The 18709-nt window shown below is 62.2% G+C and carries 25 protein-coding genes and 1 tRNA gene; 20 read left to right on the forward strand and 6 right to left on the reverse strand.

Annotated features, from left to right (window positions below; all coding sequences use genetic code 11):
* Window positions 1-13: 13 nt before the first annotated feature.
* Window positions 14-280 (reverse strand): hypothetical protein, encoded by a 267-nt coding sequence (locus H8F01_RS16720; RefSeq protein ID WP_187056185.1) that lies wholly within the window; start codon window positions 278-280, stop codon window positions 14-16.
* 382 nt (window positions 281-662) lie between these two features.
* Window positions 663-1334 carry a glutathione S-transferase family protein gene (locus tag H8F01_RS16725; RefSeq protein WP_187056186.1) on the reverse strand — a complete coding sequence of 224 codons (672 nt, stop codon included), beginning with the start codon at window positions 1332-1334 and terminating at the stop codon, window positions 663-665.
* 122 nt (window positions 1335-1456) lie between these two features.
* Between H8F01_RS16725 and H8F01_RS16730 the strand changes: the two genes are divergently transcribed.
* From H8F01_RS16730 to H8F01_RS16745, 5 genes are all read left to right on the forward strand, one after another.
* A complete protein-coding gene (locus tag H8F01_RS16730) occupies window positions 1457-1933 on the forward strand; it encodes an Lrp/AsnC family transcriptional regulator (RefSeq protein ID WP_187056187.1) in 477 nt (158 codons plus the stop codon).
* 85 nt (window positions 1934-2018) lie between these two features.
* On the forward strand, window positions 2019-2282 hold the full coding sequence (locus tag H8F01_RS16735) for a hypothetical protein (RefSeq protein WP_187056188.1): 264 nt from the start codon (window positions 2019-2021) through the stop codon (window positions 2280-2282).
* A gap of 76 nt (window positions 2283-2358) precedes the next feature.
* A complete protein-coding gene (locus H8F01_RS21975) occupies window positions 2359-2481 on the forward strand; it encodes a hypothetical protein (RefSeq protein WP_274380556.1) in 123 nt (40 codons plus the stop codon).
* Window positions 2482-2629: 148 nt separating this feature from the next.
* Window positions 2630-3292, forward strand: coding sequence for a glutamate racemase (locus H8F01_RS16740; protein WP_187056189.1), 663 nt, complete (start codon window positions 2630-2632; stop codon window positions 3290-3292).
* Window positions 3293-3462: 170 nt separating this feature from the next.
* Window positions 3463-3819, forward strand: a complete 357-nt coding sequence (locus tag H8F01_RS16745; protein WP_187056190.1) for a DUF1428 domain-containing protein — start codon at window positions 3463-3465, stop codon at window positions 3817-3819.
* 409 nt (window positions 3820-4228) lie between these two features.
* On the opposite strand, the gene H8F01_RS16750 is transcribed toward H8F01_RS16745, so the two are convergent.
* The gene (locus tag H8F01_RS16750) at window positions 4229-4480 is read right to left on the reverse strand and encodes a hypothetical protein (RefSeq protein ID WP_187056191.1); all 252 of its coding nucleotides are present in this window, start codon (window positions 4478-4480) and stop codon (window positions 4229-4231) included.
* Window positions 4481-4549: 69 nt separating this feature from the next.
* Window positions 4550-4813 (reverse strand): hypothetical protein, encoded by a 264-nt coding sequence (locus H8F01_RS16755; RefSeq protein ID WP_187056192.1) that lies wholly within the window; start codon window positions 4811-4813, stop codon window positions 4550-4552.
* A 486-nt stretch (window positions 4814-5299) separates the two neighbouring features.
* On the opposite strand from H8F01_RS16755, the gene H8F01_RS16760 reads away from it, so the two are divergent.
* Window positions 5300-6214, forward strand: a complete 915-nt coding sequence (locus tag H8F01_RS16760) for a TraB/GumN family protein (protein ID WP_187056193.1) — start codon at window positions 5300-5302, stop codon at window positions 6212-6214.
* Window positions 6215-6255: 41 nt separating this feature from the next.
* Here H8F01_RS16760 and H8F01_RS16765 read toward each other — a convergent pair whose 3' ends face one another.
* A complete protein-coding gene (locus tag H8F01_RS16765; RefSeq protein ID WP_187056194.1) occupies window positions 6256-8286 on the reverse strand; it encodes a beta-L-arabinofuranosidase domain-containing protein in 2031 nt (676 codons plus the stop codon).
* A gap of 399 nt (window positions 8287-8685) precedes the next feature.
* Between H8F01_RS16765 and H8F01_RS16770 the strand changes: the two genes are divergently transcribed.
* The 13 genes from H8F01_RS16770 to H8F01_RS16830 all read left to right on the forward strand — a co-directional run bounded on the left by H8F01_RS16770 (window position 8686) and on the right by H8F01_RS16830 (window position 18023).
* On the forward strand, window positions 8686-9882 hold the full coding sequence (locus tag H8F01_RS16770; protein ID WP_187056195.1) for a tyrosine-type recombinase/integrase: 1197 nt from the start codon (window positions 8686-8688) through the stop codon (window positions 9880-9882).
* 274 nt (window positions 9883-10156) lie between these two features.
* Window positions 10157-10444, forward strand: coding sequence for a hypothetical protein (locus H8F01_RS16775; RefSeq protein ID WP_187056196.1), 288 nt, complete (start codon window positions 10157-10159; stop codon window positions 10442-10444).
* A complete protein-coding gene (locus tag H8F01_RS16780) occupies window positions 10441-10623 on the forward strand; it encodes a hypothetical protein (RefSeq protein WP_187056197.1) in 183 nt (60 codons plus the stop codon). The genes H8F01_RS16775 and H8F01_RS16780 overlap by 4 nt, the downstream gene beginning before the upstream one ends.
* 146 nt (window positions 10624-10769) lie before the next feature.
* A complete protein-coding gene (locus H8F01_RS16785) occupies window positions 10770-11387 on the forward strand; it encodes a hypothetical protein (RefSeq protein WP_187056198.1) in 618 nt (205 codons plus the stop codon).
* Between the two features lie 483 nt (window positions 11388-11870).
* Window positions 11871-12089, forward strand: coding sequence for a helix-turn-helix domain-containing protein (locus tag H8F01_RS16790; protein ID WP_187056199.1), 219 nt, complete (start codon window positions 11871-11873; stop codon window positions 12087-12089).
* Window positions 12086-12490 carry a hypothetical protein gene (locus tag H8F01_RS16795; RefSeq protein ID WP_187056200.1) on the forward strand — a complete coding sequence of 135 codons (405 nt, stop codon included), beginning with the start codon at window positions 12086-12088 and terminating at the stop codon, window positions 12488-12490. The genes H8F01_RS16790 and H8F01_RS16795 overlap by 4 nt, the downstream gene beginning before the upstream one ends.
* Window positions 12487-13125: a hypothetical protein gene (locus H8F01_RS16800; protein ID WP_187056201.1), complete on the forward strand. Its 639-nt coding sequence runs from the start codon at window positions 12487-12489 to the stop codon at window positions 13123-13125. Before H8F01_RS16795 ends, H8F01_RS16800 begins: the two co-directional genes overlap by 4 nt.
* Window positions 13122-13748 carry a hypothetical protein gene (locus tag H8F01_RS16805; RefSeq protein WP_187056202.1) on the forward strand — a complete coding sequence of 209 codons (627 nt, stop codon included), beginning with the start codon at window positions 13122-13124 and terminating at the stop codon, window positions 13746-13748. Before H8F01_RS16800 ends, H8F01_RS16805 begins: the two co-directional genes overlap by 4 nt.
* Window positions 13749-13898: 150 nt before the next feature.
* Window positions 13899-14819 carry an AAA family ATPase gene (locus tag H8F01_RS16810; protein ID WP_187056203.1) on the forward strand — a complete coding sequence of 307 codons (921 nt, stop codon included), beginning with the start codon at window positions 13899-13901 and terminating at the stop codon, window positions 14817-14819.
* Window positions 14820-15213: 394 nt separating this feature from the next.
* Window positions 15214-15915: a hypothetical protein gene (locus tag H8F01_RS16815; protein WP_187056204.1), complete on the forward strand. Its 702-nt coding sequence runs from the start codon at window positions 15214-15216 to the stop codon at window positions 15913-15915.
* Window positions 15912-16178: a hypothetical protein gene (locus H8F01_RS16820; RefSeq protein ID WP_187056205.1), complete on the forward strand. Its 267-nt coding sequence runs from the start codon at window positions 15912-15914 to the stop codon at window positions 16176-16178. The genes H8F01_RS16815 and H8F01_RS16820 overlap by 4 nt, the downstream gene beginning before the upstream one ends.
* Before the next feature lie 176 nt (window positions 16179-16354).
* On the forward strand, window positions 16355-16678 hold the full coding sequence (locus H8F01_RS16825) for a hypothetical protein (protein ID WP_187056206.1): 324 nt from the start codon (window positions 16355-16357) through the stop codon (window positions 16676-16678).
* A complete protein-coding gene (locus H8F01_RS16830) occupies window positions 16656-18023 on the forward strand; it encodes a phage terminase large subunit (RefSeq protein WP_187056207.1) in 1368 nt (455 codons plus the stop codon). Before H8F01_RS16825 ends, H8F01_RS16830 begins: the two co-directional genes overlap by 23 nt.
* A 75-nt stretch (window positions 18024-18098) precedes the next feature.
* Here the strand turns inward: H8F01_RS16830 and H8F01_RS16835 are convergent.
* Window positions 18099-18173: transfer RNA gene (locus H8F01_RS16835), tRNA-Val, on the reverse strand.
* Between the two features lie 132 nt (window positions 18174-18305).
* Here H8F01_RS16835 and H8F01_RS16840 point away from each other — a divergent pair.
* Window positions 18306-18647, forward strand: coding sequence for a lipid-A-disaccharide synthase N-terminal domain-containing protein (locus H8F01_RS16840; RefSeq protein WP_187056208.1), 342 nt, complete (start codon window positions 18306-18308; stop codon window positions 18645-18647).
* Window positions 18648-18709 lie beyond the last annotated feature (62 nt).

Genomic DNA, 18709 nt, shown 5'->3' on the forward strand with positions numbered 1-18709 from the left:
GGCGGGGTGCCCGTTACGCTTCTTCCGGTGGTGGCTGCAGCGTCACCGCCAGCTCTTCCAGTGCGGTGATTTCATCGTTCAGTGCATCGTGCAGTTCGCCCTGGCGTGTCATCAGGGTTTCGATGGATGAGGTCTGCTTGAGCTTCTTCAGTTCGCCATCGAACAGCAGCCATTGCGCCGTGAGTGTTTCGACGTTGTTCTTCGCGTAGTGGCGCATTTCCTTGAGCTGCGCAAGGGTGTCGTTCACGTGTTCGAGCGGGGTCTTTGTATCGACGGACATGCTGGCATCTCCTGTCTCAACCGTTTTTCAGCATAGCCGCGTGAAGCTGGCTGGTATTGAAACGGGGGTGTCCTGTATTCGGACAGCCAAGATGCGTGGGTCGCGGTGTAGGTCGCCTGGGTCGCTCCAGCGAATCAAGGATGTGCCGTGCAGAAGTCGGCACCTCCCCACGGCGTGGCGTACATTTGTCAGCGACGCCTATTGCGTACGCAGCGCACCATCCCCGATGCCCAGGCACAAACGCCAACGTGAAATCACTTGTTTCACGTGGTTCGTCGGCGCTTCCCTCGTGTCTGACGGAGGACAAGGCGCCGCGGGCGGCAAGCCGGCAAGCCTGCGCAGTAGCGCGGTATCGGTGATGTGCCCATGCAGTTGCAGGAGATCAATCCATGGCGACGGCATAAGCGGCTCCCCTGGCGTTGTCCGACGGGGGCAACTGATCCACCGTGTCGCCATGGAACGTCGTGGCCCGCATCGCCTCGCGTGCGCAGAACCTGGCATGCCAGGCGGCAAGCCGGGGGCGTTCATGGCGGAAGTCGTGAACGTGGCGGAAGGCTATCCAGTCAAGCGCAGTGGCCAGCGCGATGCTGCCGATATCCACGTCGTCATCGCCCGGGACGTTCTTCTCCAGGTAATCGCATGAGGCGATGACCTTCTGCAGATGACCTTCGAGCAGCGGTGCCCAGCGCAGCGCTTCAGGACGTCGTTGGGCCTCCCATCGAACGGCGATGCCGGCATCGGCCAGCCCCGTGGCGATGGCCTGGTTGCGCAAGGCCCGAAAGCGCTGCGAAGGGTTCGCCGGAATCAGCGGATGGCCGCCGTGCAGGCCGTCCAGGTACTCGCAGATCACACCGGAGTCGAAAAGGGCGGTGCCATCCTCCGTGATGAGCACGGGTACCTTGCCGAGCGGGTTGAGTGCGAAAACCTGTTCGTTGCGCAGCGTGGGGCTGGTTTCGTGGTGGATCACTTCCAGCCGTTCCGCGAGCCCGGCTTCGTGCGCGAATACCAGCACCTTCCGTGCGTACGGCGAATGGGATTGGTAAAGAAGCTTCATCAGGCGCCCGCTCTTTGCGTGGTGGGGGGAGCGGGCTATGGTAGGTTTCGCCCACGCGGCCAGCCCGCGACAATGAGCGGCACGACGCGTCTTTTCCCCGCATGACCTGGGCCTAGTGCACCATGACCAGCGAACTGGACAAGCTTGACCGGCGCATTCTCGCCATCCTGCAGAAGGATGCCCGCCGGCCCGCCGAGCTGATCGGTGCGGACGTGGGGCTGTCCGCCTCTGCCGTGCAGCGGCGCATTGCCCGCATGAAGGAAGAGGGGGTCATCACGGCCGAGGTGGCGCTGGTGGATGCCAAGCGCGCTGGCCGGCCGCTGACCATGATCGTCGACGTGGAGGTGGAGCGCGAACGCCCCGAGCTGCTCGCCAGCCTCAAGCAGTGGATTGCCGCGGAACCCTGTATCCAGGAGGCGTGGTACGTCACCGGGGCAGGTGACTACGTGCTGATCGTTTCGGCCCGCGACGTCGACGACTTCGAGGCGCTGATGCAGCGGCTGGTGGCGGACAACGCCAATGTGCGCCGCTTCCAGACGCGGGTGGCCCTGAGCACGCTCAAGCGCGGCATGCTGGTGCCGATGGATACGGCACCCTGAGCCCTGCGCATCCAGGCGAAAACCCGCGCTAGACTGCTGTCCCATCGCGGCAGCCACCGCATACCACGACCACCGGGGCATCCTCTTGAGAATCGCCGCCGCTCTCGTATCCGTATTCATCCTGGTGCTTGGCCAGATCGTGATTGCCCACGGCCCGCCGTTCATTCCTCGCCCGTACTTTTTCCTGTTCCGCGATGCCGTGCTGCTGCTGATTCCCAACGCCATGATCTGGTTGTCGCGTCGATCCGACTGGTCCATGCAAACGCGCACCTCGCTGATGGTGTCCGGCTGGATATGGCTGGTCGTGCAGCTGGGCTGCGCGATCTACCTGGTGCACAGCGGGGTCTGACCCTGCCCCCCCTGCGCACCCGTGCCGAACCTCGGCCGTCCCCGATAGACTGGACTGAACCCGGGGAAGGGTACCCATGATCTCGAAGTGGGCAGCTTTGCTGTTCGTCGGCCTGCGCGCCGTAACGACGCAGGCCACCAGCCGCTTCGCATGGGTCCAGGCGCCTGATGCCGGGCAAGTGAACAGGCAAGTACTCTGAAACTCGATGGGGAGGCGTTGTGCTGGGAGTTCTTGACTCAGGACTGGGCGGCTTGACCGTGCTGCAGCGCATTCGTGAGAACGCGCCGGGAGAGGATCTGATCTATTTTGCCGATTAGGCAAATTCGCCGCTGGGAGTCCGCGGGGCAGTGGAGCTCTCCCGTTACTTTCAGGCTTATGTCACGCGACTGCAGGCATTGCAGGTCGATGGCATAGCCATGGGAAGCAATACGCTTTGCGCGGTAGCGAGGGACCACGGATGGCCCGCCAGTGCGGTGCCGATAATCGACATGATCGCCCCGACGGCCAGGGCGGTGGCGGCGACGGGCAAGACGAATATCGGTGTGCTGGCTACATCGGCCACCGTGCGGTCTGGCGTGTACGGCGCGGCGGTGCGAAGGGCTGTGCCGGGCGCCCGTGTTCACGAGGTTGCCGCGTCAGAGCTCGTGGATTATGTGGAAAAAGGGATAGTCGACGGCGTAGCAATCACCGAGACGCTGCGGAAGGCTCGCTCGGGTTTTCCTGCTCCCATTGACCTGCTGGTACTTGGTTGCACTCACTTTCCGTGGCTGCAGCGTGCCATTGAAGATCAATTCGGGCCCGGCGTTGAGCTGTTGGACCCTGCGCATGCCGTTGCCCATGAGGTCGCGCTGCGCCGCAAGGTGCCGCATCGGGATGAGGCGAACGAAGCCGGCGTGACGCGATTCCTGACCACAGGGGATGCCCGCGCGTTCGAGCAGAACCTCACCCTGCTCATGGGGCCGCTACGCGAGGGCGATGAAGTGGTTCAGGTGGCGCCGGTGAACCTTTGATCGCGCCTGGTGGTAGGGAGAACAGGCGAAGATTGGCCTGTTCACGACGGCCGCATGTCGATTCAAAGCGGACGGTTTCCCAGAATGACCCATGTCGATTCCGCGGGCACCCGTTCGTCGCATAGATGAAGGTGGTCACGCCGGCCACCCCTTTCGCCGAGGAGACACCCATGTCTTACATCGATGGTTTCGTGATCGCCGTACCCAACGCCAACCGCGAAAAGTTCATCGAGCACGCCCGTACCTTCGACGCCATTTTCGTGGAGTTCGGTGCCATCCGGGTGGTGGAGTGCTGGGGCGACGATGTGCCGGATGGCAAGGTCACAGATTTCCGCCGTGCCGTGCAGGCGACGCAGGACGAATCCGTGGTGTTCTCGTGGGTGGAATGGCCCGACAAGGCCACGCGCGATGCCGGCATGGCGAAATTCATGCAGGACCCGCGCATGGAGGCCGCTGCCGACTGTCCTTTCGATGGCAAGCGGATGATCTTTGGAGGCTTCCAGTCCGTGGTCAGCCTGCCCGGCTAGCGGTGCCTTGAGCCGCACACGCACAGACAACCCCACGCGGATCCGCGGCAGGCGTTCTTGATGACGCCGCCAGAGCGCGTGCCGGTGAGGGATCCAGCGGCGTCACGCGTGGACAGGGTCTTCTGGATCGCTGCGCCGGCGGTCAGTGCGTGTCGTTCGAGCTGCCGCTGCAGCTTGAATAACTGGTGTTCACCATGGACTGAACATAGGACCCAGGTACACCCACGGAGGGAACCGTGACGCAGTTGACGCGGCGTGTCTTGGCCGTATCCACTTTAGTCGTACTCGTCTTGGCGGGCGCGTCCGTTTGAAGTGGCTGCACCGCGCAAGCGACGATCAGGGGCAGGGACATGGCGAGTAATACAAACTTGCTCTGCGACATAGGATGCACCCCAAGGTCCGTTAGGGATTACATGACTTCGCTGTTCGGGCAACTTGCGCGGCGATGATAGGCCGACTGCGGGGCGTCTGCCAGACACATGGCATGCCATGTGGAAGCCTGCGCGAATGGCCCTTGGGTATCGCGCTTCGACCCCTGAATAAGCTGCCAGGACAGCCAAATGTGTTTCCGGTACTGGCGAGCATTGAACAGGGCCACCTTGAAGGTGGCTCTGTTCTGGAAGGGCATGTCTTCCTTGAAGCGACCGTAGCGCGTGCCCATGGCACGGTGCGGGCATGACAGCGGTCAGGTCCACACTGCCAGCCGCCCGTGAGCACGCTGCCGGCAGATTTACTTCTGCAGGATGATGATCAGGTCTTCCGATGAGGTGCGCCCGACGGCAAACGGCACCGCGGACACGATGCGCCACTTGCCAGCCACCAGGGTCTTCAGGTCGGTCTTGCCTGATTCGCAGTCGAGCAGGGTGGTGCTCTTGAGCTTGTAGATGTCTTCGGCGCCGGTGAGGCGCGCCGCATAACACACCTGCACGTTCGACTCGGCGTCGGCAGCAGTTGCTGCCAGCGGCGCGGCAACGATGACTGCAAGCATGGACATGAATACCAACTTCCGCATTGCTGGGTTCCTTTCTGGACGGGTTTTCCGGCAGCCCCGGGGAGGGGGCGCGACGAGGGGACTCCCTCATCCCGGAAGTTGTCGGCCCGAATCCACGGATCATTAGCTGGAGGTCGCAGTGACCTTTCACCCAGCACGGCGCATCGGTTCAGGAGAGCGTGGCGATATGCCTGCCCTCGCGTGTCGCTGCAGGTATATTGGTCGGGCCATGAAGAGCGCGGCGCGTTGTTTCCGTGTGTTCGCATGCGGATTCACGCATTGCCTTCAAGCCATGGCCGGCATCATCGGGATGGCGCGCGCACGGTGCTCGCCGGCCCTGGTGAATCACGGAAGACGGTTTGTCCCGCATAGGTGGCCCGGACCATGGCGCGAATCCTCCCGCTTCTGATCACGGCGACGCTGACGTGCTGCTGTGTTGGCGCCGTGTGTGCGCAGTCTTCATCCACGCCTCCGCCGACTCAGGTCACGGTGCCAACGCTTGCGCCGGTGGTGGTGACCGGCGTCCTGCCGGGCCCCGCGTTGTGGAAGGTGAGCAAGGGAAGCCACGTGATGTGGGTGCTTGGCCTTACCTCGCCGGTGCCGAAGGACATGCAGTGGAAGTCGGTGGATGTGGAGCGACGGATAGCGGCGTCACAGGCCTTGCTGAAATTGCCAAGCCTGGAGGTCGGTGTGCGTACGAGTTTCTATCGAAGCTCGATGATGCCGTCGGCCTGGGCGCTTGGCGCCAATCCCGGTGGGCAGTCGCTGCGGAACGTGCTGGCACCCGATGTCTACCAGCACTGGCTTCGACTGAAAGCCGTGTATCTGGGTGATCACCCTGGAGTGGAACGCAAGCGACCCATTCTGGCCGGGCGCGAACTCTACGAGGCCGCCCTGCGGCAGCACGGGCTGGTCGATGAAACGGGCCTGGAAGACGTGGTCTACAAGTCCGCGGCCCATGACGGCGTCGCGACCATCGATACCTCGTATCAACTACTGCTGAAAGACCCGGGCAACGCGCTGCACGCGTTGAGCGGCAAGTCGATGAACGATCAGCGTTGCCTGAGCCAGGTGCTGGATGCACTTGATGGCGGGCTGGCCCAGGCGACGTTGCGTGCGAATGCGTGGGCAACCGGAGATATCGACGCGCTGCGCGGCATCCTCTCGCAGGTGCAGGAGGATGCATGTCTCTCCACGCTGGACAACTCGCCGTTTGCCGAAGCACTCGGCATCAACGACATCGAAAACCGCGTCAGGAGCAGCTGGGTTGGCCATGCCGAACAGGCGCTGACCAGGAACCAGCAGACCTTTGCGGTGCTGCCAATGCATGAGCTGCTGGCGCAGGATGGCTATCTGAGCGCGCTGAAGGCCGATGGCTATGCCGTGCAGGCGCCGGACCTGTAACTCCCTGGCTGGGGGCGGGGCCGCGCCTGTGTGTCAGGCCATCACGTCAGCGAAGGAAATGCCGTGATGCGCAGTTTGGCCCCCGCATAAGGCACCAGCGTCATCGTCTGGGCGGCTTCGTCGGTGGCCGCCTCGGCATGGGCGGGCACGGGCTCGGCACTGCCTTCCGATGCTTTCCATGCGGGTACGTAACGGCCTTGCATGGCCAGCTTCACCGCCGCCGAGGTTCCCGCAAAGGGCCGCGCGCCGACGGGCTGCTCGCTCACCGAGACCGGCGTATCGTGCCGGAAGCCGATATTCCAGCGTGAACCCGGATACACCTGCCAGTCGTTGGTGGGACCACGCTTGCGCCAGACGACCCAGTTTTCCTCGATAGGCAACGCAAAGACCAACGCGCCGCGGGTAAAGCTGAGCGCACCGTTGTAGCCACGCTCGGTGGTCACCTCGGCATGGAAGCTCAGCTCGATCGTGTCGCCCGGCGCCCACAGGCGTTCTATCGTCGTGAAGCCGTCCGCAACATCCACGGGCTTGCCATTCACGGCTATGCGCGTGCCCTGCGACCACGCGGGAATGCGCAGGCGAATCGGGAATGCCACGGCCTGTTGCGGATGCACCGTGATGCTCACGGTTTGGCGGAACGGGTAGTCGCTGACCTGCTCGAGCCGCACCGGCACGTCGCGCACCACCGTGGTCACGGCACACGGTGCGTAGCTCATGGCCGCCAGGCCGTGGTCGGTCGTTGCCATCCACAGGCTATTGGCGAATTTGGGCCAGCCTTGATGGAAATTGGCGGTGCAGCAGCGGAAGTTGGGTTCGAGCCCGAACAGATTCGACTCTGGCCCGTCGGTGGTCCACGGTTCGCGGTGCAGGCTGCATTCCACCTGGTTGGCCTGCTGGTTGTACTGATGCGCCCACATGTCGTCGGTGAGCGCGGCGGGCAGCGCGTTGAACGCAATGCGCTCCAGCCGGTCGCCCAATGCCGGGGCGCCGGTGATGGCCAACGCCACTTGCAGCGAGAACATGGTCTCCACGACGGTGCACAATTCGGTGCCTTGCGACGGACTGCGCCCCGCGAGGTGTTCGTCGGCTGAGAACATGCCGTTGGGCAGGCCGTGATACGTATCCAGCATTTGCAGCTGATGATGCACGCTGTCGCGGTCGGCCACGTTGCCGGATGACACCGACCACACCGGCGACGCCTTCAGCGCCTGCGCGACATTCACGCCATGCACCTGCAGGCCGAGATCCTGCATGAACGCATCGGAGCCGCCGGCCTGCTTGCGCAGCGCGTCGGCATCGGTCTTCTGCGTGAACGGGAAATGCGCATACATGCTTTGCCAGTCATAGCCCTGCTGCTTGAGCAGTTGCGCAAGCTCGAGCAGGCGCGCATCACCGGTGCGCTGATACAGCCACAGCACGGAGAGCAGCTCGTCCTGCCAGCGCATGCGACCCCAGTCGCGTAGCGGCCGGGCAGGCAGCGCCTGCAGCTGATAGTGGAAGTAGCGCGTCATCAACGGGATGACGCGGGCATCACCGGTAAGCTCGTGATACTGCGTGAGTACCTTGAGCATGACCATGCGGGGCCACCAGTCATCATTGCTCCGGGGGCCGAACATGCCGTTCTCCCAGGGATGATCCAGCGTCCAGTCGATGAAACGCATCGCCTTCGCCTTCAGCTCTGGCGAATCGAGCTGCCATGCCAGTGGAACCAGGCCGTCGAGAAAATACGGGCCGTCTTCCCACGATTCGCCCTTGCCGCCCGACCACCCACTGTCCGGCCCTACGATGGGCCAGAACTCATCCAGATGCCCGCCCAGCCCGTCAGCCTGGATATGCAGTTGCCGCAGCAGCCAGCCACTGGCCTTGATGGAGCCGGTCGGGAGAAACGCGAACGGCTGCGGCATCAATGGCGCCTGCGGAAACAGCGGTGCCTGCTGCGCGCGGCCAGCGGTCGTATCGGTTGCCGATGCAGGCCTCGCGCGAAGCGGGCGGTACGTCATCGCACTCATCACCCCAGCCAACGCCAGACCCTTCAGGAAAGATCGGCGACTCAACGGAGACAGCTGCGGCATGCGGTGACTCTCGGCCAGTGGTGGTCCTGCGAGTGTCAGTCAATTGTCCAACAAATACAAACCGAGGCCTTCGCGCCACGTAGCCCGGATGAAGCGCAGCGAGAATCCGGGGCGGCCTTGCCACCACGCGACATCGGGCAGGACGTCGTTGCGCCAAAACAGTCAGGCAACAAAAAAGGCCCCATCTCTGGAGCCTCTCAAGTCCCTTGGAACAAGGGTTTATTCGGTGGTGGGCGATGCAAGGATCGAACTTGCTACACCTGCCGTGTGAAGGCAGTTTTTAACGTCCATAGCCGTTTGCTGTTGTCCATAACATGCTGAAAATACGACATATATTGTCCATTATTGTCCATGCAAATGTGATATAGTTTTTGAGCATGGTTTGAGCATGGAGGATTTATGGCCAGCAAGCGGTCAACAACGGATGCACCGGCAGGCAAACCAGATCTGGCGGATTACCGGCAGTGGATTCAATCAAAGACGGGGCGCGCCAAGCTCCCCCCGCGTAACAATCCCTATTGGGGGCCGCCCGTTGATCGCGGACTGTTCGTCGGCTATCGCAGCCTGACGCACGGCGGTAACTGGATTGCACGCTGGCGGAACGACCAGGGCGAGCAATGCTTCCACGCCCTGGGTCGCGTTGACGATGACGACAAGGACGCTTATGCGAACGCGCAGAAGGCTGCGCGCGAGTGGCTGAAGCGCATGCGCGCCGGCATCAAGTCGAGTGAGGTGGCCACGGTTGCCGATGCGTGCCGCGAATATGTCTCGCACATCCGCAAGGAAAAGGGCGACGCGACCGCGACTGATGCCGAGCAGCGATACAACCGCACTGTGTACGAGCACGAGATAGGCAAGGTTGCGCTCACCAAGCTGACCACCAAGCGCATCCAAGCATGGCGCGATGAGCTGGGCGAGCCGAACGAGCGGGGTAAGACGTTGGGCCGTGCCAGCATCAACCGCACGCTGACCGCGCTGAAAGCAGCATTGAACCTGGCCGTTCGCGACCGGCACGTAAGCACGGAGCACGAGATTGAATGGCGCAACGTAAAGCCGCTGGACAAGGCCGACAATCGGCGCGAGCTGTTTCTCGACCTTACCCAGCGCCGTGCTTTGCTGGCCTCGGCAGAGGGGCCGGTGCGTGCGCTCATGGAGACTGCCATGCTGACGGGCGCACGCCCTGGCGAAATCGCACGAGCCCGATGCAAGCAGTTTGATCCGCGCACCGGGACAATGGAATTTGACGGCAAGACCGGAAAGCGCAAAGTGTTCCTAACACCGGCGGCCGTTGCGCTGTTCAAGTCAGCGGCAAAGCACAAGCATCCTGAAGCCTGGCTATTCGACAACTATGGAACCGCGTGGAACAAGCACGTGTGGAACGAGCAGGTGCAGAAAGCCGCCGAGCGCGCCGCGTTGCCGCCCGGCGTGTGCATGTACGTGCTGCGCCACTCTTTCATCACTGAGGCCGTGATGGGAGGCCTGTCAACGAGCGAGGTTGCCAAGATGACCGGCACGTCGCTGGCGATGATTGACGCGCATTACGCGCACCTTGTCCAAGCCAGCGCCGAGCGCTTGGCTCGCATCGCGTTGATCTGAGCACTTGACGCCGGCGTAAGGCCGGCGCATCCTCCATTCGTCGCCGCAAAATCGGCGACCAGGTTTGGCGACCTGATTAGACCGAAGGCGCGTAGCGCCTAGATGGCGCTTTTTTGTTGCGCGCATTCCTACCAGTTCTATGGTGGGCGTGTCGGGCAGGCTTCGGCCTGGCCGGGTCTCCTTTGGTCCCCGGTTCGCCAACCCGACACGTCCGCCACCCTCCATCGTTTGGCGACGACAGGTGGCGGCTCTCAGACTTGAAGGAGCCAATATCATGACCGCATTCAACGAACACGACGTGACCCTGCACACCCCCACTCCGGCGGGCTTTGCCTTTATCCCGCGAGAGGGGAAGCATCTCTTTCGGATAGCCGATGACGTAAATCTGAGCGACCTCCACTCGCACCTGTCCTGCATGCTGCGCGGAATGCAGGAGATTGCCGAAGACGGCGTAGCCGATGGCATCAGTTCCGATGTGGCATGGCTGATGTCCGGGCTCCTGGAGCAAGCCAGAGCCATTGCTGAAGAGCTTGAGGTTCCGCTGCGGAGGGCCACGCCATGAGCCATACCGTCAACTGGGACACACGCGTGCGTGCGCTGATGGACCTCTCCCCCAACGACCTGTCCCGTGTCGACTTGGTCATTGATGGGCTGAAGAATGGCACGCTGGACGTGCTACAGCTAAAGAACGCGATGTCGATGGGACCTGGCGCGATACGCGAATTCATCGATCACATGTGATCGCCTAACGAAATCGATACCTAGGCCGCCTCCGGGCGGCCTTTTCGTTTCAACGGCAGCGGATGCGCGACGTAGGCGGATTGGCCGAATTGACGTGGGTTAGTCGCGTCAGGTACGAGTACTGAAAATCAAACTAGGGGGATCCGATGCTTTCGATCGCAGTTTGGCATATCGCGATGCTGGTGTTCTGCGCCATAGGTGCTATTGCATGGCGAGGGGGGGTGGGAAAAAAGCTTGGCATATTCCTAGCTCTTGCCGTGGCCACGATTGGATTCGCGTGGCTTCCCATAGAGAACTTCCCAACCTTTTGGTTTGCGTTTGCCATTCCCCTGCTCTTCGCACTACTGGCGGCATGGCGCTTATCTGGAATTCGGCGATGGGCACTTCTCATCCCATCCTTTGCGCTCCTTGCGATGTTGGCCGGAATTGGCGTCGCCATGTCGGTGAGCAATGCATCTAACCCAGTGGATGGCGTTGCCAATGTGCGGACATATAGCAAAGCTCAGGCAGCGGTGAAGGACCGCTTGAACGATCCTGACTCAGCAAAGTTCAGGGGCTTGAGGATCAACGACTACCACGGAAAGCGCTTTGTATGTGGCGAGGTGAATGCACGGAACCGAATGGGTGGACTAACTGGCTTTACGCGATTCTATCTTCCCATTGATGACATCATTCCTTTCCCTACATTCAATGAGGGCGGCGATAGTGCTTCATTCCTTGACCTCATGAGAACGTGCTACGGCGATGATTGGGACAAGCGTTAGCAGGTGGCTGCTGTTTGCAGGCATCCACTGAAACGCGTGAGTGCTTGACAACATCGCTCGACCTGCGATCATTCCTCACGATGGGATAACTAAACCCATCTAAAGACCGAAGCCCGCCCTGTGCGGGCTTTTTATTTGCCCGAGCCATGGACTTGTGCGCAGTAGTCCGCGAATGCTTTACAACGTCCGAAAACCGTACAAATAATGTTCTCGTTGGCGAAGTCATCCGCCATGCAAGACCGCCGATAACCGGTGTGAGGCGCAGGACACATACGAGCCGAAGGGCTGGCACGCAACACGGCATTTGAGCCAGGTGCAACACGCGCGATCACCGGTAGACCCAAGTAGTCATGGGCTGGTGCGGGCAACGCAAGGTTGCCCACTGCTGTTCGATCCTGAACCTAGCGAACCCGAACCCGACTTGAGCTCTTAACCGTCGCTCCGCGCATGCGCGCGGCCGTCCATCTGTTTTGAGGAAAACCCATGACTACCACCGCACGTCCCACTGGCGACGACGCCAACCTGCGCCCCTTGGCGCACCAAATCCCATCCGCCTGCGCGCGCCTGGGGATTTCCCGGTCTTCCTTGTACGAACTCATGGGCAGCGGAAAGCTGAAAAACTTCCACGTCGGCCGTCGCGTATTGATCGCGGAAAGCGAGCTGCAGCGCTTTGTCGATGAAGCGATGCAGGAGGCCGCATGAGTACCTGCACCGTCCTCGCGAAAGCGCACCCATTGAGTGGTGAGTGGCTCACCTCCGAGATGCCTTCCGGCCAGACGATTGCCCAGATGATGGGTGAACAGGCCAGCCCTAGCTGCAATGTGACCATCGGTGGCCACGCTGTGCCGCACGTCATGTGGAACAAAGTGCGGCCGCGCTCCGGACAAACGATCCACGTCCTAGGTGTGCCCCAGGGCGGCGGTGGCGGGAAGATCCTGCGCACGGTCGCTATGGTTGCGCTGGTCGCGTTGAGCAGCGGTGTAGCCGCCGGCACTATCGGTGCAAGCTTCTTCGGAAGCTACGCGGCTCTTGGCGGCGCAGCAATCATGATCGGCGGCTCTGTCGTTGGCGACCCGTTGATTGCCAGGGAGGGCCAGTCGTGAGCCTTCTCAACTGTTTCATTGCAGAAGACCGCGCGCTCGTGGCCGTCGACACCTGCATGGCGCCGATCGTATCTGGCAACGCCGCGGACCTCGCGCGTCGTGCTCATGGAAGCAAGATTCTCACGCTGCCCCACGCAAACGTGGTGTTGGCCGCACGCGGCGAGATGAATTTCTTCAACTGGCTGGCGAGCGACCTAAACCGGGCCATGCTCGATGGCTACGACGCGATGGCCGAGCGCATGCAGAGCCTTCTTGAGAAGAACCTCGAGGCCTTCATGGAGGTAGTCGCCATCCCCCACGGCGTCGCTTCCTTCCCCGGCGCAGAAATCCTCATGGTTGGCTGGTCGCGTGCGACGAATCGCATGCAGGCCGCCGTTTGGAAATGCGACCCCGGCGAGAAAGCCTTCCGCGTCGCTCGCGTGGTTCCGTGGATGGCTAGCCCGAACCCAGGTTACGCAGAATTGCCGTCACCGCCGAGCTCAGCCGAACGCATGACAGCTATCGCGCGCGATCAGGTTGATCTCTTGCGCTCATTACCCGTCGCCGTGGCCGTAGGTGGCCGTCTACTGCTCGCGGAACTGACGCGCGACTCGATCAGCATCCAAAGCATTGCCGACCTGGAGGTGCATCCATGACCCAAGCACTAGTTGAACTGACCCCGGATCACGAAGCCACCGCCTGGCGTCTGATGGATGCTGTCGACGCTGCGCAGGAAAGCGGCGACGTAGATGTCCTATTGTTGGCCATCGGCGCATTCTTCGACTGGCAAATCGAAGTCGGGTTGCTGACCGCCGACGACTTCCGTAAGTGGACGCTCCCGCATCTCCGCGACGTGATGCGTGTCATGGTCGAGCTGGACCACGAGCTGGCGGACTCGCAGGCGGAAATCGCCGTCGGCAAGATGGACGGACGTGACGGGATGGCCGATGCAGGTTGGGCTGCGCTTGTGCTCGACGCCTATACCAACGCCCGCCAAGACTTGGGTCTCGACACCCTCATGACACCCGAGCTTCGCGCTTCCTTTACCCGTCTCGCTCGCAACATCGAAACCCGCACCGACTTGGCTTGCCAACTATTGCATCGCCACGCGCATAAGCCGTTCAGCCCGGCCCAAGGTGACCATGCCGAAGCGTGGAGCACCTGCAAGGGAGCTCGGCGCGAAGCGCAGGACATTCTCGAACTGCTCGACGCGCCGATTGAAGAACGCGAGGGCTGGTATTTGCAACGTCATTTGCCGCAGGGAGGCAACGACGAATGATGGAACCGACAAAAAGCAAAGCCCCGGCGGGCACCGGGGCTGAGCAAGAAAACACGCGTGACGAGTCGCACGTCCACGCTACCGCTGGCGGCGATCGTTTGCAATGGCTTGCCGTGCCGGCGGAAAGGGGTGGCTATGACGGATGAGGTGATGCGATCCATCAACTTCACCCGCGCCGACCAGGTCGAGTTCAAACCCACTGACTGGCTCATTGATGGCTGGCTGGTGAAGGACACGTTGGCAGGCCTAGTTGCGCCATCAGGCGCGTGCAAGAGCTTCCTCGCCATCGACTGGGCGTGCCGCGTTGCCACCGGATCGCTCTGGTTTGGGCGCAACGTCAAGCAGGGGGCTGTGTTCTATTTGGCCGGCGAGGGCCGTACCGGCCTGCGCAAGCGAATCGCAGCGTGGGAGCGGCACAACGGCATCAGCATCGAGGGCGCTCCACTTTTCTTGGCCGACAGTCTGCCGATCCTCTGCGAAGACTATGCGCACGTCGGAATTATTAACTCCATTGAGGACATTGCCGAATCCATCTTTTTCGATTCTGGCTGCGATCCTGAGTTGATCGTGATCGACACAGTGGCGAGGGCCATGGGTGGTGCGAACGAAAACAGCAGCGAGGATATGGGGCGACTCATACGTGCATGTGATTCGTTGCGCACGCGCTGGGGTGCCACGGTGCTCACCGTGCACCACACCGGCCACGATCCCAACAACCAGGAGCGTGGGCGCGGCAGTAGCGCGTACAAGGCCGCGCTCGACTCAGAGATGGTGATCAAGCCAGGTGACCCGGATTTCACCCTCAAGGCCACCAAGGCGAAAGACTGGGCTGAGCCAACACCGCTGACATTGCGCCGCGTCCCGGTGGAGATCGAACTACCCCAACTGGATGGGAAGATCCTCCTGGAAACGAGCCTCGCCCTGCACGATGCGACGGGAGCAATGGTGGAGTCAAAACGACAGGCGGCAGTCATCGAGATGTTCCGCCAGGGAAAGTCACAGAGAGAGATCGCCGAGGAAACAGGAACACCTCGGACCACCGTGCAGCGATGGCTGAAGAAAGCAGCATGACGGCCCTGGCCCACTCAGGGTCTTATAGACCCCTGAGGTGGGCGGGCCATGGCCCACCGGGCCGGCCCGCATGTGGCCCGCACTGAAAAACGGGCCATGTCATGCCAGGAAGCCTGCTTTTTCGACCCTCGCGACCCCTAAAAAAGGGCTGAGAACCCGCATTCTTATGCGGTTCTCACGGATTGGTGCGACGGCGAGGGTGCCAGCACCAGTGAGAATTTTTAGAAAAACCAATCACTTACACGTGCTCGCCTAGCAGGCGTCCGGAGCACGACTGAAATCACTCTTTCTGCCTGCTCAAGGCAGTTCAAACAGCCGCAAACCTTTGTGGATGGCGGCTTCGCACGCGCACGTTAAAAACGGCGCTCAAAACACACCGTAAGGACACCCTGAAATGACCGACAACATCCGCCTGCACCTTCCCGCCGAACTGCTCGGCGCGTATGACCGCTCCACCTCGCGCATGACTCCCACGCTCATGAAGGTCCGCTTCGGCAACACGCCTGCCATCGCCAAGCGCACGTCTGAGGCCGCCGCCCTGGCGGACGCTGCCGACCAAGCGCGCCGCGCCTGGGAGTCCATCCATAGCCTGCACTGGTCGAGCGCCAGCGACACCACTGCGACCGAAGGCGCGCGCCTGGTGCGTAGTGCGAAGTTCGCCAAGCAACAGATGGAACAGATCAACACCGCCACCGATGCCGCCCTGACCGCCGCGGAGCGCCGCCTTGAGACGCTGAAGGCCAAAATGGACGCAGCCATTGCACCGCCTGCCTCTGCAGGCGTAGCCACGATGGATGCCGAGGCACGCGCCATGCTCCGCGCCACCACGGACCCGGCCGCCGCCCTGAAGCTGGCACGCGCGCATCCTCGCGCCGTGGCCACCGCGTCGCCGGAGCTGTGCGGCCTCGCGCCCGAGGTGCACGCCAACATCCGCACCGAACACCTGCGCACCACGCTGCCCGAGGAAACGGCGGACTACTCCGACCTGCTGGAGGCCGTCCAGGCCGCCGGTGCGGCACGCAAGGAGCTGGAGTCGAGCGCCAACGACATGATCGACTTCTCGACCGCCGGCCGCCTGGCTGGGGGTGCGGCATGAGGACCGCGGACGAGCAGCGCGCCTTGACCGATGCCATGCGTGCCGAGCTGGAGCCCATGACGCTGCGCGAGGCGCTGGCCTGGGGTAATGGCCACTTCGGAGCCCTGGATAACATGCTGGTCCGCCTCGCGCACAACGCGGACGGCACGCCCGCTGACACGTTCGCTGCAGCCGATGCATTGCGTGCATGGGCGGAGCGCATCCAGGCGTTCGCGGCCATCGTGCAGGCCAAGGCACCGCAGCCGCCGAAGCGTCGAGACTGACTCATGGGCCGGCGATGCCTTGTTTGAGATTGGTCCGAGCAACGGCATCGCCGGCCTCCTTTTATGCACACTTTCAAGGAATCATGATGGGACGACCTAAACGCGTCGCAGTAGACCGCAAGCCACCGCGCGGAGCAGAGCAGCGCATCCGCCTATGGTCGAGCGAGGGCGCCACGGTGAAGGGCATCGCCCGCTCACTCGGCGTGTCTCTGGAAACGCTCAACGAATGGATGGAGCGCCATCCCGAGCTTCGTGCGGCGATGGACGAAGGCCGCGAGGCTGAGCACAAGGTGCTCCACAACGCGCTCTACAAGCAGGCCGAGAAGGGCAACATCGTGGCCGGCATCTTTTTGCTAAAGACCCGGCACGGCTATCGCGAAGGCGATCAGACCGGCGTGGCCAACAAGGTGTCCGTCACGTTCAACGTACCCGGCGCCCTCACGCCGGAGCAGTTCCGCAAAGGACGAGTGATCGAGCATGAGCCAAGCACAGACGATTGATCTAAACGAGTTCCAGCAGGGCGCCATGGCGGTGCCCGAGGAATTCGACATATTCCTTGGCGGTGGCCGTGGTGGCGGCAAGAGCTACGCCCTGGCGTTGCTTTGCTTGCGCCACGCCGAGCAGTACGCCGAGCAGGCACGCATGCTGTACATCCGCCGAAGCTACAAAGGCCTGGCCGACTTCGAGCTGGTATGCCGCGACCTGTTCGGAAAGGTCTATGGCACAGCAGCGAAGTACAACGCCGCCGAGCATGTGTGGCGATTCCCGAATGGTGCGTATCTCGAACTAGGCCAGCTCGAGAGTCATGCCGACTACGCCAAGTATCAGGGCCGGTCCTTCACCACGTTGTTGGTCGACGAGGCTGGGCAGTTTCCCGATCCGTCACTGCTGGACATCCTGCGATCCAACATGCGCGGCCCGCGCGGCATGCCTATCCGCATGATCGTAGCGGCCAACCCTGGCGGCCCGGGTCACCACTGGCTCGCGAGTCGCTACGTGTTCCGCGCTGCGCCCTGGACGATGTTTGATGAGCCCAAGAGCAAGCGCCCGTGGGTGTATGCGCCATCGACGTTCGCCGACAACCGCTTCATCGATCGCGAGCAGTACGCCGACCAGTTGGAGAGTGCCTGCCCGGACGATCCCGAGTTGCTGCGCGCATGGGTCGATGGCGATTGGGCGGTGAACCGCGGCGCGTACTTTGCCAGCGTGCTGGACGAGACACGCAACGCCGTGGAGTCGTGGGACGAGATACACGAGGGCTGGGATACCTTCCTGGCGCACGACTTCGGCAGTTCGGCGCCGAGTGCCACCTATGTGTTCGCCCGGTCACCAGGTGCTACGGTCGGCGAGCGTTATTACCCGCGCAATAGCCTGGTTATCGTGGACGAGCTGGCGACGTGCAAGCGTGGCAACGTCAATGCCGGCCTGGGCTGGACGGTGCCGGTGCTGGCCGAGAACATCATCGACATGTGCAAGCGGTGGGGCATCCGTCCGCATGGCGTGGCCGACGATGCGTGCTTTGCCAAGACGGGCCACGGTGCCGGCTCCATTGCCGACGAGTTCCGCCACACCGGCGTCTATTTCGAGCCGGCGCGCAAGGCTGACCGCATCACGGGCTGGAACCGCATGCGCCGCTTGCTGGCTGATGCAGGCAGTGTCGACAAGCCAGGGCTCTACATCGCCCGTCGCTGCGAATACTTCTGGGCCACAGTGCCCATGCTGCCGCGCGATCAGAAGCGCATCGAGGACGTGGATAGCACCGGGCCCGATCACGGGGCCGACGCGGTGCGCTATGGCTGTCTGCAAACACCTCGCATCGCGCTGGTGCAGCCGCTGCGCATCTGATTTTTATTTTGAGCGTATTTTTGAGCACAACGAAAAAGGCCACCCTTGTGGGGTGGCCTAAGTCGTTGATTTGCGTGGTGGGCGATGCAAGGATCGAACTTGCGACACCTGCCGTGTGAAGGCAGTGCTCTACCGCTGAGCTAATCGCCCGCCGAGCGCGCAAATATACGGGGTGTGGGGTGGGTGGTCAAGCCTTCCGGTGTAAAAAAGTCCGTGAGACGGCAGTTGATTGAAAGGTGAGTGAGTACAATGCTCGGCTTTTCACCTATTCGGCGCACGTCCATGGACTTCCTGACCCACCAGCTCGACCACATTCTCGGGTCCCTGCACCGCTTCGAACTGACGCCCTGGAAAATGGTGGGTTTCCTGGGCTCGGTGATGTTCACCAGTCGCTGGTTCGTGCAGCTGTACTACACGCGCAAGCTCAAGCGTGTGGTGATGCCGCTGTCGTTCTGGTGGCTGTCGGTGATTGGCAGCGCGCTGCTGCTGTCCTACTTCATCTTTGGCAAGAACGACTCGGTGGGCATCCTGTCCAATTTCTTCCCGTCCTTTGTCTCCGTGTACAACCTGGTGGTGCACATGCGTGAGGTAAAGCGGCGCGGGCTGGTGGAAAGCGAGGTCTGAGGAAAGTCGTCGCGCCTCCTCACGTGGAGGCGCGGTCGCGAGGCGACCTGATTCACGGGTAT

The sequence above is a fragment of the Dyella telluris genome (assembly GCF_014297575.1).
In the GTDB taxonomy this organism is placed as follows: domain Bacteria; phylum Pseudomonadota; class Gammaproteobacteria; order Xanthomonadales; family Rhodanobacteraceae; genus Dyella; species Dyella telluris.